At 69.4% G+C, this 15,687-nt stretch carries 13 protein-coding genes; 5 read left to right on the top strand and 8 right to left on the bottom strand.

Translation table 11 applies throughout. From position 1 onward, the window contains the following. The first annotated feature begins 41 nt into the window (after positions 1-41). Positions 42-734: a hypothetical protein gene (locus JQX13_RS50970; protein ID WP_203406595.1), complete on the top strand. Its 693-nt coding sequence runs from the start codon at positions 42-44 to the stop codon at positions 732-734. 84 nt (positions 735-818) lie between these two features. Here the strand turns inward: JQX13_RS50970 and JQX13_RS50965 are convergent, their stop codons facing one another. The 4 genes from JQX13_RS50965 to JQX13_RS50950 form a co-directional block, all read right to left on the bottom strand. Then, the gene (locus JQX13_RS50965; protein ID WP_203406594.1) at positions 819-4,607 is read right to left on the bottom strand and encodes an FAD-dependent oxidoreductase; all 3,789 of its coding nucleotides are present in this window, start codon (positions 4,605-4,607) and stop codon (positions 819-821) included. Positions 4,608-4,708: 101 nt separating this feature from the next. Continuing rightward, positions 4,709-5,473, bottom strand: a complete 765-nt coding sequence (locus JQX13_RS50960) for a glycosyltransferase (protein WP_203406593.1) — start codon at positions 5,471-5,473, stop codon at positions 4,709-4,711. Positions 5,474-5,561: 88 nt separating this feature from the next. Then, positions 5,562-6,992 carry a hypothetical protein gene (locus JQX13_RS50955; protein ID WP_203406592.1) on the bottom strand — a complete coding sequence of 477 codons (1,431 nt, stop codon included), beginning with the start codon at positions 6,990-6,992 and terminating at the stop codon, positions 5,562-5,564. Further along, positions 6,989-7,786 carry a glycosyltransferase family 2 protein gene (locus JQX13_RS50950; RefSeq protein WP_203406591.1) on the bottom strand — a complete coding sequence of 266 codons (798 nt, stop codon included), beginning with the start codon at positions 7,784-7,786 and terminating at the stop codon, positions 6,989-6,991. The genes JQX13_RS50955 and JQX13_RS50950 overlap by 4 nt, the downstream gene beginning before the upstream one ends. A 132-nt stretch (positions 7,787-7,918) precedes the next feature. Here JQX13_RS50950 and JQX13_RS50945 point away from each other — a divergent pair, with 132 nt between their 5' ends. Continuing rightward, on the top strand, positions 7,919-8,677 hold the full coding sequence (locus JQX13_RS50945) for a class I SAM-dependent methyltransferase (RefSeq protein ID WP_203406590.1): 759 nt from the start codon (positions 7,919-7,921) through the stop codon (positions 8,675-8,677). 6 nt (positions 8,678-8,683) lie between these two features. On the opposite strand, the gene JQX13_RS50940 is transcribed toward JQX13_RS50945, so the two are convergent. Both JQX13_RS50940 and JQX13_RS50935 read right to left on the bottom strand, forming a co-directional pair. Then, the gene (locus tag JQX13_RS50940; RefSeq protein WP_239014372.1) at positions 8,684-9,172 is read right to left on the bottom strand and encodes a hypothetical protein; all 489 of its coding nucleotides are present in this window, start codon (positions 9,170-9,172) and stop codon (positions 8,684-8,686) included. Then, entirely contained in the window at positions 9,169-11,415 is a 2,247-nt protein-coding gene (locus JQX13_RS50935; RefSeq protein WP_203406589.1) for a glycosyltransferase family 4 protein, read from the bottom strand. Before JQX13_RS50935 ends, JQX13_RS50940 begins: the two co-directional genes overlap by 4 nt. A 43-nt stretch (positions 11,416-11,458) precedes the next feature. Between JQX13_RS50935 and JQX13_RS50930 the strand changes: the two genes are divergently transcribed. Beyond that, a complete protein-coding gene (locus JQX13_RS50930) occupies positions 11,459-12,550 on the top strand; it encodes a glycosyltransferase family 4 protein (RefSeq protein ID WP_239014371.1) in 1,092 nt (363 codons plus the stop codon). On the opposite strand, the gene JQX13_RS50925 is transcribed toward JQX13_RS50930, so the two are convergent. Then, positions 12,547-12,813, bottom strand: a complete 267-nt coding sequence (locus tag JQX13_RS50925; RefSeq protein ID WP_239014370.1) for a lysoplasmalogenase family protein — start codon at positions 12,811-12,813, stop codon at positions 12,547-12,549. The genes JQX13_RS50930 and JQX13_RS50925 overlap by 4 nt on opposite strands. 7 nt (positions 12,814-12,820) lie before the next feature. Between JQX13_RS50925 and JQX13_RS50920 the strand changes: the two genes are divergently transcribed. Beyond that, positions 12,821-13,153: an Imm52 family immunity protein gene (locus tag JQX13_RS50920; protein WP_239014369.1), complete on the top strand. Its 333-nt coding sequence runs from the start codon at positions 12,821-12,823 to the stop codon at positions 13,151-13,153. A gap of 18 nt (positions 13,154-13,171) precedes the next feature. On the opposite strand, the gene JQX13_RS50915 is transcribed toward JQX13_RS50920, so the two are convergent. Then, a complete protein-coding gene (locus JQX13_RS50915) occupies positions 13,172-14,230 on the bottom strand; it encodes a patatin-like phospholipase family protein (protein WP_203406585.1) in 1,059 nt (352 codons plus the stop codon). Between the two features lie 138 nt (positions 14,231-14,368). On the opposite strand from JQX13_RS50915, the gene JQX13_RS50910 reads away from it, so the two are divergent. Further along, positions 14,369-15,649: a myxosortase-dependent phytase-like phosphatase gene (locus JQX13_RS50910; protein ID WP_203406584.1), complete on the top strand. Its 1,281-nt coding sequence runs from the start codon at positions 14,369-14,371 to the stop codon at positions 15,647-15,649. Positions 15,650-15,687: the final 38 nt, after the last annotated feature.

The following is a 15,687-nucleotide window of genomic DNA, read 5'->3' as shown; positions in this document are numbered from 1 at the left end:
CGCCCCTGTGACAACCGGGGAGGACCCCTGGAGGAGTGTGGATGCGCAAGCTGCTGTGGGTGCTGTTCGCCGCGGGGATGGTGGCCGGTTGCAAGAAGGAAGAGGCCCCCGCGCCCGCCCGTGAGGAGACCGGGGTGGCGGCCGGCATGGGCGAGCAGGCGGCACCGACTGGGGTCGCCGAGGACTTCGATGACAGCAAGCCCTACGTCCTCACCCAGGCGAAGCTGGACGCCTATGTGGGCTACCAGCACAAGGTCCTGGAGGCCTACGCGGCCATGGCGAAGGAGCTCCAGGCCGTGAAGGCCCGGCTGACCGCCGGGACGGAGACGCCGGGCAAGGGACCAAGCCTGAGTGAGTCCATGAAGGCCATCGAGAGCAAGGCCGAGTCCGAGGCCAGGGCGCGTCGCGAGGCCGGCCTCACCGAGGAGGACGTCAACCGCATCGGCGCGCTGGTGACGGACGTCATCACCCAGCGGCACATGTCCACCATGCTGGACCTGGCCGGCGAGCTCAAGAAGCTCGAGGACATGCAGGCGAAGCTCAAGCCCGAGCAGGCCCGGGAGCTGGCGCCGCAGATCGAGGTCATGCGCCGGCGCGTCCAGGAGACGGAGAAGCTCGTGTCCGTCCGGAAGGTCCACGGGGACGCCAACGTGGACCTCGTCCTCTCCCGCGAGCAGGAGCTGATGACCAACTACCAGGACATGCTCCGGTCCTTCGGTGCCAGGGCGCAGTAGGGGCGAGGCGCGCGGTCACCACGGGGACAACCCGTGGCTCGCGCTACCCTCACCCCAGCCCTCTCCCGGTGGGAGAGGGAGTTTTCAGACGCGGCGCAGACCCGGCGCCTTCTTCAGCAGCTGCGCCAGGTACAGGTCCGACACCTTCTCCAGCACCGTGTTGCCCCGCAGGCGCTGGTTCAGGTTCACGAAGTCCACCTGGTCCAGCCGCTGATCCTGGTTGAAGCAGGAGAACACCCACGTCTCCTTGCCCGTCCGCGGCTCCACGTGCCGCTGCAGGCACTGCGCGCAGATCTCCTTCATCATGCACTGCATTGGCGAGTTGATGGAGCCGATCGCCTCGTGCTCGGGGTTCAGGTACGGCTGCAGCACCCCGTGCCGGGCCTCCTGCACCGCCCTCATCATCCGGTCCGAGCCGATGGCGATGATGCGGTTCACGTCCTTGAGCGACGCGATCGGCGCCACCCCGAGCTCACCCTTCGCGTAGGCCAGCATCGCCTGCACCACGTTGCCCCGGAAGGCCGAGTCCTGCGGGCGCCGTGTCTCGATGAGGTCTCCCGCGTCCACCGACCACACCACCTGGTCCGTGTCCGCCTCGATCTCCTCGCGCTTGAAGACGTCCGAGCGCTGACGGAAGCCGGCGAAGTAGATCACCTTGCAGCCGGCCGCCTTCAGCGAGCGCGCGATGGAGAAGAGCACCGCGTTGCCCAGGCCACCGCCCACCAGCAACACCGTCTCGTTGCGGCCGATCTCCGTGGGCGCGCCCGTGGGTCCCATCACCACCACCGGCTCGCCCGGCTTCAGGGCGGCGCACAGCCGCGACGAGGAGCCCATCTCCAACACGATGGTGCCCATCAGCCCCTTCTCCTTGTCCACCCACGCGCCCGTGAGGGCCAGGCCCTCCATCGTCAGGCGCACGCCGTCCACCACCGGCGCCGTCCGCTCGAAGTTCTGCAGCCGGTAGAACTGGCCGGGCTCGAAGTGCTGCGCCGCGAACGGCGCCTTCACCACCACCTCCACGATGGTGGGCGTGAGCCGGTTGACCGTCACCACCCTCGCCAGGAAGGCCTCGTCCTGCTTCGCGAAGTGCTCGGCCAGCTTCTCGTCACGCCGGGCCTGCGCCAGCTCGTCGTGGAAGTCCATGGCCGCCACTTCCTTCGCGTACAGACGCGCCACCTCGGGGTAGCCGTCCTTCGCGCTCGCCATGGCCTTCACCACGTTGCCCGCGTACGTGGGGTGGTTGTCGCCGAAGTACGAGATGAAGTGCCCGTCCTTCCGGTACGAGGTGAAGAAGCCCACCTTCGCCGCGATGTCCTCCACCGGCTCCACCGGCGCCAGGCCGAAGCCGTCCGCCTGCTCGGCGAGCTCGAAGCTCTTGAAGTACTCGCCGTTCTCGTCCAGCTCGAAGGTGCCCGGGTACTCCTTCTCGTACGTGACGTTGGGCGCCGTGCCCGCCGCCACGCACACCGTGCGCGCCGGCAGCTCGAAGAACTCGCCGCTGCCGCGCAGCTTGCCGTCCTTCGTCACCATGCGCTCGAAGCGGATGGCCCTCACCGCGCCCTTCTCGTCCGGCACCGCCTCCACCGGGCTCATGCGCTCGATGAAGCGGATGCCCTCCTCGAGCGCCTTCGCCACCTCCTCGTGGTTGAGGCGGTAGGCCGGCGACTCCGTGAGGCCACGCCGGTACACCAGGCTCACGCCGCCCCAGGCGCGCACCAGCCGGATGAAGTCCGGCGCCCGGCCCTCGGCCCTCGCGCTCTCGCGCTCGGCTCGCACCGCCCGGCCATGCTCCAGGAAGGTCTGGTAGGTGGCCTTCTCGTCGGCGTCCAGGCGCGCGAGCACGGCCTCCTCACCCAGCTCGGCCACCAGCTTCTCGTGGCGATCGAGCGTCTTCTCCACCTGCACCGGGTAGTACGCCAGCAGCTCCGTGGCCGTGTCGATGCCCGTCAGGCCTCCGCCGATGACGATGGCCGGCAGCTGCACCTGCAGGTTGGCCAGCGAGTCCCGCTTGAAGGCGCCCGTGAGCTGCAGCGCCATCAGGAAGTCGCTCGCCTTGCGGACGCCCCGGATGAGGTTGTTCTTCATCCCGATGATGGTGGGCTTGCCCGCTCCCGCCGCGATGGCGATGTGGTCGAAGCCCATCTTCCACGCGTCCTCGATGGTCAGCGTGCCACCGAAGCGGATGCCGCCGTAGATGCGCAGGTTCTGCCTCCGCTCCAGCGTCAGGTGCATCAGCGTGAGGAAGTTCTTGTCCCAGCGCACGGTGATTCCGTACTCGGACACGCCGCCGAAGCCCTCCTGGATGCGCTCGTCCAGCTCGCGGGTGAGCTCCTTCCAGTCACGGATGGGCCTCATCGCCTTGCCGTTGCGGCCCACCAGGTCGTCCTCGAAGGGCTCGATCTTCAGGCCGTCGATGCCGGTGACGCCAAAGCCCTCGTTGAGCAGGTAGTGCGCGAGCGTGTAGCCGGCGGGGCCCAGGCCCACCACCAGCACGTTGCGGCCCACGTACGGCAGCGCGTACGGACGGCGCACGTTCAGCGGGTTCCAGCGCGTGAGCAGGCCGTAGATTTCGAAGCCCCAGGGCAGGCTCAGCACGTCCGTCAGCGCCCCCGTCTCCACCATGGGGATGTTGACCGGCTCCTGCTTCTGGAAGATGCAGGCCTTCATGCAGTCGTTGCAGATGCGGTGGCCGGTGCCCGGGCACATCGGGTTGTCCACCATCACCACCGCCAGCGACGCCAGCGGGTTGCCCTCGCGCTTGAGCGCGTGCGCTTCCGAGATGCGCTCGTCCAGCGGGCAGCCGGTGAGCGGAATCCCCAGTGGGTTCTTCTTGAAGGTGTGGCCCTCGATGACCGGGTCCTTCGCCTTGAAGCCCTTGGAGCACGAGTCCTTCTCGCGCTCGTGGCAGATGACGCAGTAGTCCACCTCGCCCATCACCTCGCGCTGCGTGCCGCGCGGGTCCGTCAGCTTGAAGCCGTCGCGGTAGCGCAGGTGGTGGTCCGAACCCTGGGTGATCTCCGGCAGCTTCTCGTCCGGCCGCTCCAGCTGCACCAGCTGGTCGAACACCAGCGGCTTGGGCACCCGGTGCGTGGGCCACTTGTGGAACAGCTCCTTCATCTCCGGGTGCAGCGCACGCGCGTACGTCCAGCGGTCCGCCAGCGCCAGCAGGTTGCGCACCGACTGCAGCTCCGCCGCGTCGTCCCCGTGCGTCACCAGGCTGGAGCCGAAGGCCTCCTTGCCCTCGGCCTCCGCCAGCAGCGCGGCCCGGATGCCCGTCCACTTCTTGCGCAGCGCCTCGCCCTGCTCCGGCGTCAGCGGCGGCAGGTTGCCGGAGCTTCCGGAGAAGAGCCGCTCCAGGTCCATCAGCGTGAGGATGGACTCGGCCAGGGCGCGCTCCACGTCGTCACTGGCGAGCGCCTCGGGGAAGGCGAGCGACAGCATCAGCCGCATCCGCGCGTCCAGCGAGGGGTACTCGGCCAGCGTGGGGCGATCCGCCGCGCCCTTCTTGAAGACACGGCGGGTGATGAACTCGCGCTTGAAGTCGAAGAGCGGCAGCTCGCCCTTGATGGCGCGCGCCACCCGGTCCGCATCGGACTCGAGGCCGAAGAGCCGGGTGATGAAGGCCGACACGTGGCGCGCCACGCGGATGAGCAGCTCGGACTCGGCCGGGCCGCTGACGCTCTTGCCGCCGGACTTCCGGTAGGCGTCGAAAGTCTTGAAGAGCTCGGGCTCGGCGGTGGCCAGCTGCTCGTCGAAGCGCTCGGCCAGGCGGCGCAGCCCGCGGGGGCGGTACAGATCCTCGAAGCTGAAGCCGGGGATGCCGAGGGTCAGCGTGGAGCCGTCTTGGGTAGGAAGGGCGGTCAAGGGACGCATGTCACTGAGAGTAGGAGAAGGCAACCGGAGAAAAACGGCTGCCAGACCGGGCCTATTTCGCGGCTTACCGGTTGGAAAGCAAGCAGACTTGATGAGGTGGGCTACTGGTGCTGGTGTAACCGGCGGTGCATCTTCCTCAACCCCCAGAACATGCGGGCCGCATCCACGCCGAATCGGACCTTCGAATCCCCGGCATCAGCCCAGTCGATGGGGACCTCGAGCGGGCGGGCGCCCTGCTCCCGCATGAGCACCAACAACTCCACGTCCAGCAGCCACCGGTCCTCGCGAAGCCGGTCCAACAAGGGCCGCAGCATCGAGGCCCGGAAGAGCTTCGCCCCACATTGGGTGTCGTAGTAGCCCAGGTGGAACTGGAGGTCCGTCAAGGTGGCGAAGACGCGCCCCTGCAGGTGCCGGAAGAGGCTGCGCTCCACGTGCCGCCCCGCCATCTGGACACGCGAGCCCACCACCACGTCAAGGTCCCGTGACGCGGCCGCCAGGGTGGCCAGACGCAGGAACTCCTCCGCGCTCACCGAGCCGTCCGCGTCCAGGAAGGCCAGCCACTCGGCCTGGGGAGCGGCCTCCCGCCAGCCCCGCCGGATGGCCAGGCCCTTGCCACCATTGCGCTCGGCCGCCATGAAGCGGAAGCGATGTGGCGAGCCCTCCGTCGCCAGCCGGGCCTGGGCTGCCTCGACGCTCGCCCGTTCCTTCTCCGCCTGCTCCCGGGCGCTCCCGTCGTCGAAGACGATGAGCTCCAGGAGGGGTGACGCGGTGGCGAGGCAGACCCGTGTGAGCAACTCCACGAAGCCCGGAAGCCGGGCCCCCTCGTTGTACGCGGGAATCACCACGCTGATGGTTGGCGGAGCCACTGCGCGGGAGCTTGGAACAGGGGCTCCAGGGGGTCAATCCAGGATGAGCGCGGTGTGCACCCGTCACGAGCACCCGCCTCGTGCCGGGTCATGGACCGTCGACCGGCCCCGCTGTCACGGCGCCATCCGAGGAGCCCGCACGGGGGGGCGTCCAGGCCGCGATGGCGGAGCATAGGGTGGCGACGATGAAGTAGTAGTAGTTGCAGAAGGCCTGCTTGCTGAACGCGAAGAAGACCAGGAACGTCATCGCCACCGCGGCGGCGAAGCCCGCGGGCGTCCGGGGCGCTCGCCAGATGCACAGCCCGAGCGCGGGCAGGACCACCGCGAAGCCGAGCCACGAGGGCGGCTGGACCCCCGTCTCCTTGGCCCACCACGACAGGTAGCTGAGCGCGTCCATGCGGAAGGGCTGACGGAGCTGGAAGCCGAGCAGGTCATGGACGAAGGCCTTTGGATCCAACACGGCGAAGGGCAGCGTCACCACCGCCGCGACCGCCGCGGCCTTCAGCAGCGTGCGGAGCGTGTCCCGCCAGGGCCGGGGGCCCGGGTGCAGCAGCACGACGAGCGGGGCGGCGAGCTCCATGTAGTGCTTGCTGGCGAAGAGCAGGCCCAGCGCGACGGGTATCCACCGGGGCGCCCGGCATGCACACCACACGGTGGCGGCCATCAGGAGCGCGACGTACACGTCCGTCCACCCCTGCTCGAGCACGAAGAAGGTCCGGGGCGTGAACAGGAAGACCACCGCGGCCACCGGGGCCCACTGTCCCGGCCGGCAGGTGGCGATCATCAGCGCGGCCAGTCCCATCGCCACCAGGTTGGCGAAGCGGTAGTCCCCTCCGAGCAGGTGTCCGGCACCGGCCAGGAGCAGGCTGAGCGGAGGGTAGGGGAAGCCCACCTGCAAGCGCCCGTTCTCCGTCAGTCCCGGCCCGTAGAACAGGTCATGCCCGTAGATGTTCGGCATGGTGATGGCGTAGGGATTGATTCCCTTGCCGAGCGCCTGGAACGCCTCGATGTGGAACGTATAGACGTCGATGTGCGGATGCGGTGATGCGCGGATGATCCACGTGCCCAGCACGACGTGCACGCCCACCAGCAGCGGCACGCGCAGCTTCCCCAGCCAGGGCTGACCGCCCAGTCCCGCCCCGGCCAGCACCGCCGCCATGGCGATTCCTCCGAGGAACGGAGCGAATCCCCGAGGCCCCGTGCGCAGGTACATGGCGGGGGAGGAGGTGGCGAGCTGGATGAACTGCCAGACCAGACCCACGCCGAGCACCAGGAGCGTCGCGCGCTCGGCCATGCGTACGAGCCGCGCCTGTCCGGACAGTGGCAGCAACACGGCCAACAGCGAGGTCCCCAGCGCCACCGACAGCAGCGTCATCGAGGTGGGGTGGCGGGTCCCATTGGAGACCTGGATGGCATGTCCGAGCGCCACGGCCGCCAGGGATAGCAGTGGACCCAGGAGGGTCCGCTCGTCAGGGGCAGGAGGGGTGGACGTCTCCACGGGCTGGGGACCCGGTGTCACATCGCCCCCCGGGCCTGCTCCTGCGGGGACTCGATGTTCAGCTTGCGCCCCTCCGGGGAGAGGAAGCGGGGCTGGGGCATCAGGCCCATCCGCATCAACCGAAGCTGCGCGGCCGCCTCGAGCACGCCGAAGCCGTAGCGCACGCTCTTCGCGAAGCCGATGGAGGACGACTGCTCCTCGTAACGCGTGGGGCAACTCACCTCGCCGATGCGGAAGCCGAAGTGGATGGCCTGCACCAGCATCTGGTTGTCGAACACGAACCCGTCGTCATTCTCCTCGAGCGGCAGGGTGAGCAGCACCTCGCGCGAGAAGGCCCGGTATCCCGTGTGGTACTCGCTCAACTTCTGATCGACGAGGATGTTCTCCACCGCCGTCAGGAAGCGGTTGGCCACGAACTTGTACAGCGGCATGCCGCCCTTGAGGGCCGTGTTGCCGAGGATGCGCGAGCCCAGCGCCACGTCGTAGATGCCGCTGCTGATGCACGAGGCCAGCGCGGGGATGAGCCGGGGCGTGTATTGATAGTCCGGGTGGACCATCACCACGATGTCCGCGCCACGCCGCAGCGCCTCGGTATAGCAGGTCTTCTGGTTGCCGCCGTAGCCCCGGTTCTTCGGGTGCACGATGGTGTGGACTCCCAACGAGCGAGCGATCTCCGCCGTTCGATCGCTGGAGCCATCGTCGACGAGCAGGACGTCATCCACGACGTCCTTGGGAATCTCGTCATAGGTTCTCTTGACGGTGTGCTCGGCGTTGTAGCCAGGCATCACGACGCAGATCTTCTTGTTGTTGAGCATGGATACGTCTCCGCGGCCCTCTCTAGCATGCCTGGGAGTGGTGGGAAGCCGCGAGGCGGCAGGTGGGCGGGTGGCCGAGCAGGGCCGGGGACCTGTCCACGCTGGACGAGGTGGGCTATGTGAAGGGGCCGCATGGAAGCCCACCTGTTCGAGGAGATGGCTCGGACCGAGGACCACCATTGGTGGTTCCGGGGCCGCCGCAACATCATCGAGGCCGTCCTCCGGCAACACCTGCCGCCGGCCTCCCAGCGGCGCATCCTCGACGTCGGGTGCGGCACGGGCGGCAACCTCCCGCTCCTCCAGCGCTTCGGCCAGGTGGTGGGCCTGGAGGGCTCCCCGGACGCGCTGGCGCTGTGCCGGCGGCGGCTCGGGCTGGACTTCCCGCTCCACCAGGGGCACATCCCCCAGGACATCCCCCCGGGCCGCTTCGACGTGGTGACGGCCTTCGACGTGCTGGAGCACATCCCCGACGCCGAGGGGGCGCTCCGGGGCATCCGCTCGGCGCTGGCTCCCGGTGGGCTGCTGGTGCTCACCGTGCCCGCCTTTGGCTTCCTCTGGAGCGAGCACGATACGGTGCACCACCACCAGCGCCGCTACACCGTGGACCTGCTCACCGCGCAGCTCACGGGCGCGGGGCTGCGCCCGCGCTGGTCCTCCTACTTCAATAGCCTCCTGTTCCCGCCCATCGCCGTGGTGCGCCTGCTGCAGCGCCTGCTTCCGAGGCCGCGGAATGGCGCGCCGCGCTCCGATGTGGAGGTGACGGACGGCTCGGGCCTGACCAACCAGGTGCTGGAGGCCGTCTTCAGCGCCGAGCGGCACGTCGTGCCGCGCGTCTCGCTGCCCTTCGGTGTATCGCTGATCGCCGTGGCCTCCGCCGAAGCGGGGAACTGAGGCCGGCTACTCCTCCGAGGCCTTGCTCTGCTTCGCCGTGCGCCGCGCGCGGGACGGCGTCGGCTGCGGCTCCTGGGCAGGTGAGGTCTGGACCTGGGGCACGGCCTGGGCGGCGCGCAGGGCCTCCACCTCGGCGCGCAGGCGGATCACCTCCGCGGAGAGCTGCGCGTACGAGTCGCGTACGTGGCCGTTGAAGACGCGCTGGCGGCCGAGCGCCTCGTTGATGAACACCTGGCACGTCTTGCGGAAGGCCCACTTGGCCACCAGCACGAACTGGCCCGTCCCGCCCCGGTGGGTGTGCAGCGGCAGCCCACGCGTGGCGTCCGCGTTCTCCTCCAGGGCCTGGAGGTTGAAGGAGAGCGGATCCACCCGCGGCTCCACGCCCTGCTCGGGCACGTCCACCTGCTCCGACGTGGGCAGACCCCGCGTGCGCAGGCGCTCCTCGATGCGCGCGACCAGCTCTCGCGCGGGGATGTCCCGTCCCAGCAGCTTCATCGGCTCTTCTCCCTGACGATGCGTTCCATCTCTTCCCGGTAGGCGTCCACCACCCTGGGCCACGTGTACCGCGCCGCGTACGTCTTCGCGCGCCGGCTCAGCGCGGCGCGCTGCTCGCCCAGCTCGCGCAGTCCCGTGATGAACGATTCGATGTCCGTGTACGTCCGGCCCGCGCGGCTGCGCTCCACCTGGCCCACCAGCACCTCCGAGTGCCCGTTGACCAGCACCGGCGTTCCCGCGGCGAAGGCCTCCAGCGTGAGCAGCGAGAGGCTCTCGAAGCGCGAGGGCACCACCACCGCTAGAGCGCCCGCCAGCGCGTCGTACTTGTCCTGCTCGCTGATGCGTCCCACGTGGCGCACGCCCTCGCCGCGCAGCTCCATGTGCGCCTCGCCCGCGAGCACCAGGTCCGGCGCGTCGTGGAAGCGCGAGCGCAGCTCCCGGTGGTGCGCGAGCAGCTCGGGGATGCCCTTGCCGGCCTCCAGCCGCCCCACGTAGAGCAGGTAGGGATTGCGCACGCCGTACTGCTCGCGGAAGCGATCCGGGTCCACCTCCTCCGGCACGTCCACCCCCACGCCCACCACCGTCGCGGGAGCATGGTTCGGGTAGTACTTCCCGATGAGCTCCACCTCCTCGGGCGTGTTGCACAGCAGGGCGCGTGGGCGCTCGAAGACGTCCGAGTACACGCCGAAGCGGATGGGCGGCTCGTCGTGTGCCGTGGGGACGAGCAGCGAGCGCCGCGCCACCATGGGCAGGCCCCACACCGTGGGCGCGTACAGGTAGGTGAAGAAGATGAAGCCGTCGTAGTCCGCCCCGTGCGTCTCCAGGTGCTCGAGCAGGCCGGGCACGACCGGGCCCTGCTCCGCCACCCAGTGCTCCTCGCGCAGCCGCTCGTTGGGCTTGTCGAAGACCTGCCTCGACAGCGCGTTGAAGGGCCGGATGTGGCGCACGCGCGTCACCGGGAAGCGCAGCACCCGCACGCCCTCCACGTTCGCGTCCTGCTCCTCGCCCGGCGGGAAGACGTTCTCCCAGGACAGGTGGTTCTTCGCGCACGTGGTGAGCACCGTCAGCTCCCAGTGCGGCGCCAGCTGCTCCACCACCTGCTGTGCGTGCCGCTCGGCCCCGCCCGTGACCTCGCCGTAACGCTGCACCACCACTCCCACCCGTGGCTTCTTCCTCGCCGGCGCGGCGCGGCGCTTGGGCCGTCTGTCCTCACCCAGCGCCTTCGCGAGGGCCTTCTGGCTCGCCTCGGCGGAGAAGTCCTCCAGCCTCCGGGCCTGGCCCGCGAGCAGGCGCTCGCGCAAGGACGGGTCCTCGCACAGGTCCACCACCAGCTCGGCGAGGAAGGCGAAGCGCTTCTGGTCGAACGCGATCCCCGCGCCCCCGAGCGTCTCGGGCACCGCCGCCGCCGCGTAGGCCAGCACCGGGAGCTCCGCGGCCATGGCCTCGATGAGGGGGACGCCGAAGCCCTCGTGCTCGCTCATGGAGACGAAGACGTTGGCCGAGCGGTACGCGGCCACCAGCTCCGCGTGGTTGAGCCTCCCGAGGAAGTGCACCCCGGACAGCTCTCGTGCCTTGCGCTCGAGCGACTTGAAGTACCGGCTGCCCGGCTCGTAGCCGCCCACCACCAGCAGGCGCGCCTCGGGCCGCAGCCGGAGCAGCTCCGCGTGCAGCGCGAGCAGATCCTCGAAGCGCTTGTGGGGCGCCACCCGGCTCACCGAGAGCACCACGGGGCCCGGGCCGGACAGGCGCCGCAGCATGTCCTGGTCCGCGTTGGACTCGGAGAAGCGCTGGGGCTCGACGAAGAGGGGGACGGTGTGGACGTCGCGGTAGCCGGCCTCGCGCAGCTCGGCGCTGTTGTAGTCCGACACGCCGATGGCCACGTCCGTGAAGGGGGCCATGGCGGCGAGCTGCGCCCGTCCCGTGAGGAGCGCCTCGGCCAGCGGGGTGCCCGCGTAGTAGCGCGCGGGGCTGATGTTGTGGAAGACGACACCCCGGCGGCAGGGCAGGTGCAGCAGCCGGCTGCTCAGCGGCGAGGCGATGCCGTGGTGGTAGAGGACGAGGTCATCCGGGCCCGGGCGCAACGCGGAGACGGGGTGGGCCAGGGACTCCAGGCCCGCGCCCACCTCGCCCGCGTACAGCTCGCCGAAGTGGCCCAGCCGGCGCAGCAGGAGTTGCAGGTGCAGTGCCGCCTGTCCGGTGGCGTCGCCCGCGACGAAGCTCGGAATCAGCTGATGGACCGCCATAGGGGAACCCTGCCTATCACAGCACCGTGCTATGAGGCGCCCCGTGTCCATCGGTCCTGTCGCTTTCGATGCGAGTCTGTGGGACGAGCCCACCACGGGTATTGGCCTGTATGCCCGCTGTCTGGCCGCGGGCCTCGAGAACCGGGGCGTGCGCCTGCAGCGCCTGGGGGCTCGGGTTTCGGGAGAGGACCCACGGGGTCGGATGGGGCGCACCGCCTACGTGCTCGGCCGGCTGCCCCAGGCCCTGAGGAGCTCGGAGGCGTCGCTGTACCACGCGCTCGGCAACTTCAACCTCCCGCTGGTGCGCATCCCCGGCAAGGCCTACGTCGTCACCGTCCACGACCTGATTCCCCTGCTGATGCCCGAGACGGTGTCCCGGGCCTACCGCTGGCAGTTCCGCCTGTGGCTCGCCCGGAGCGTCCTGGTCGCGGACCGCATCGTCTGCGTGAGCGCGTGCACCCGGGACGACCTGCTGGCCCGTCACCCCGAGGTCGCGCACAAGGTGTCGGTGGTGCACAACGGGGTGGACCACGTGGACCGCCATGTGACGGATGCCACCACCGAGGACTTCCTGCGCTCGCTGTCGTTGCCACGGCAGTTCGTTCTGTACGCGGGCTCGCTGGACGTGCGGAAGAACGTGAGCCTGGTGCTGGACGCTCTCGAGCGGCTGAAGGCGAGGGGCCGGCCGGCGACGCTGGTGCTGGCGGGGCAGAGTTGGTTCGGCTCGGGCTCGGTGGAGAGCCGGGTGGGGCGCATGCGCGCGGAGGGCCACGACATCCGCCCGCTGGGGTACCAATCCGAGCCCGTCTTCTACGAGCTGATGCGGCGGGCGACGGTGTTCGCGTTCCCCTCGAAGTACGAGGGCTTCGGACTGCCGCCGCTGGAGGCCATGTGGCTGGGGACGCCAACCATCGTGTCCACGACGGGGGCCACGCCGGAGGTGTGCGGAGAGGCGGCGCTGGCGGTGCGGCCGGACGACGCGGAGGGACTGGCGGAGGCGATGGATCGGCTGCTGCGCTCGGACACCGAGCGGCGGCGTTGGGCGGAGGAGGGAAGACGGCACGCGGCCCGGTTCACCTGGGCTCGCTGCGCGGAGGGGACGCTCGAGGCCTATGAGGCTGCGCTGCGGCGTTAGGACGTCCGAGCCAACTCCAGCGTGAAGGCGAGTCGGGGGATGCCGGACTTGCTCTCGTGAGCCTCCAGCAACAGGCCTCCCAAGAGGGAGAGCGCGAGGCCCGCGGCGATCCACCGGGTGTAGCGCTCGCGTGGAGGCCACAACCATGAGGCGAGGCAGAGCAGGGGCACGGCCTTGCTCGCGAGCCGCAGCCAGAACAGTTGCAGCCAGATGCCGGAGAGGAAGGCGGCGACACCACCGCCGGGCTGGGACCGTCTGGTCAATCTTCCCGTGTTGACCGGTGTGATGCGGGCCATGGTGCTCGCGTGGGAGCCGGATTGGGCCGTTGCCGCCACCGATGACTTCCGCGAGCAGATGTCGCGGAACCGCTACCCCGGCACCTTCGTGGGCTGGCTGACGTACTACTCGCGCCAGTGGGGCGAGGTGCCCGCGTTGCCAGTACCCGCGCGCGTCGAGCCCGTGGAAGACAAGGGTTTGCTCGTCGTCCTCTCTCCCGAACGCCTCACCGCCGCGAATCCCGAGCATGTTTCCCTGGGTCACCGTATCCAGGGAGTGCTCGAGGAACGCGGCCTGCTCCGGGAGGTTCTCGAACCACGGGCATGAGCCCACCTCGAGAGCTCCTTACATCGCCGAGTGCATCGGCTCGGGGCCTCTGGGCGCCGCGGGCCCGGTGGCTTCCGCGTCCCTCCGCGCCATGACTTCGGGGACGCGGTGCTTTTGGATCCACTCCTGGAAGTTCCACTTCTGGAAGAAGCGCTCGGCGGCCTTCTGGCCCGAGACGCGCAGGGCCTGGCTCCGCTCCCGGCGGATGCCGAAGTCCGTGGTCTTCACGCCCAACGTGGGGATGGGAATGGTGCGATCGAAGTTCTTCTCCTGGATGTAGCGCCTGTCGTGCGCTTCCATCATCGTGGAGAACAACGCCCGGAGGAGGGAGACGGGGCCTTGGATGCGGCTCGGTGCCTCCTCCGCGACTCCCAGGTCATTCACCTGATCCACCAGCTTGAGACCGAAGGTGGGCCAGGGCGGCTCGAGCGACTTGTCATCGAGGATGTCGACGGGGAAGTTGCTGAGCACTCCGCCATCCACGATGTAGCAGGTGAGGCCTCCTCCATCCTGGAGCCGCACGGGCTCGAAGAAGAAGGGGATGCTCATGCTCATCCTCACGGCCCGGGCCACGTCGAGCTCCTCGGGCTCCATTCCGTAATCCCGGATGTCCCAGGGCAGGACGAGCTGCTTGCGCCGGGTGAGATCAGCGGCGATGACCTGGAGCTTGTAGAAGTATTTCGACCCGGGCTGTTCGCCCTGCATGTGCAGGTCGCGGAAGGTACGGACCTTCCGGGGGGCCCTGGCCAGCAGGTCGCGCAGCCAGCGCTCGAAGTAGGCACCTTCGTAGAGCCCCTTCTCGCGCAGCACGCTCAGCGCGGGGCCGAGCAGGGGCACCCTGTCCAGCGCGCTCATGTCCGTGAACCGTCGATAGTCGAGCTCCTCCATGATGGTGCTCAGCTCTCCGGCCGAGTAACCCGCCGCCACGAGTGCCGCGACGATGGCTCCGGCCGAGGTGCCCACGACGTTCTGGAGCTTCACGCCGCGCTCCTCCAGGTGCTCCAGCGCGCCCACCAGCCCGATGCCCTTCACTCCTCCGCCTTCGAAAACCGCGTCCGCCTTGTCGAGCTCCGCCATGCTCTTCCTCTCCCTTTCTGGGGGAGAGTGGCCGGGGTTGGAAATGTGACGGCGCGCAACATCCGCGAGGACTCCCACCTTGCGCGAGCGGGGCTCCATGGCCACCCCGTTGCGACGAATACCGCCCAGGGGGCCGTCGTGCGCTTCCGAATATTCCTTGTCCTGGCTGTCCTTCTCTCCGGCGTACCCGTGCTCGCCCAGCAGACGATCCAGGTGCTGCCCACGCTGGAGACGGATCCGGCACTGGGCACTGGAGCCGTGGTGCAGGGCGCCGCCCTGTGGCGACATCCCTCGGATCCCCTCAACAGCTTGTTGCTCGTGGCGGACAACCAGGTCGGGCTCCTGCTCTACGACATCAATGGCACCCTGCGGGCGCAGCTCTCCGAGGGCGTTGTCCTGGGGGTGGACGTGCAGGAGGGCGTTCCGGTGGCTGGCATCACCCAGCCCCTGGTGATGGTGGCCAACCCGACCCTTCAGGCGCTCGTGTCGTACGTCATCGAGCCCACGACGCTCGAGATGCGCAGGGCAACGGGGCTCTCGCCCATCATCGCGCAGGGGTTCTCCCCCAGCACGGTGGCCCTGTACGCGAGCCCCACCACGGGTCGCATCTTCGCCTTCGCGGGGAGCGCGACGGGCGCCCTCGTGCAATTCGAGCTCACCGCCCAGCCGGATGGGAGCACGACGGTGGGCCTGGTGCGAACCCTCGACGTGGGAGGCGCCGTGGTGGGCCTGGCCGTCGACGATGCCCAGCGCACGCTCTATGTCGTCGAGCAGAACACCGGCATCTGGCAATACGGCGCCGAGCCCGATGCCTCGGACAGCCGGACCTCGGTGGATGTCGTCACCGGAGGAGGGCTCGTCCAGCCGCTGGGTGGAGTGGCCCTCTATACGGCTTCCGGAGTCCAGGGCTACCTGCTGGCGGTGAGCGGGGGCGAGAACGCGGTGCGCATCTACGAGCGTCAGCCCGGCGCGCATACCTTCCGGGGCAGTTTCTCCCTCGTCCAGGATGGGGGAATCGACGCGGTGGAGCGCCCTCGCCAGGTGGTGGTGACGAACCGTTCCCTGGGCAGTCTCTTCCCGTTGGGGATGGTGGCCGTGCACGACAGCTCCAACGGCGCCGCCAACGAGAACTTCAAGCTCGTCCAGTGGTCGGCGATCGCCACCGGTTTCCCGACTCCACTCGTCACGGACACCAGTCCCGGGACCAGCCCGGATGCGGGGACGTCGGATGGGGGGACGGATGGGGGGGACGACACGCCGCCCGTCAGTGTGCCGCCCCCCGGCATCGGTGGTGAGTCGCCGCCGGGCTACGACGGGAATGGCGCCAGTTGTGCCTGTGCCTCGGCGTCCGTGCCGGGGACGCTGCTGCTCGTGCTGGCGGGCGTGTTGCTGCTCTCGCGCCGGCGCCCTGGCTCCTGACGTCGGTTGCCTGCGGGGGGCGGCTGGGCTCAACTCAG

The sequence above is a fragment of the Archangium violaceum genome (assembly GCF_016859125.1).
Lineage (GTDB): Bacteria > Myxococcota > Myxococcia > Myxococcales > Myxococcaceae > Archangium > Archangium violaceum_A.
Note: the sequence above shows the minus strand (reverse complement) of the source record. Positions and strands in the feature narration are given on the sequence as shown.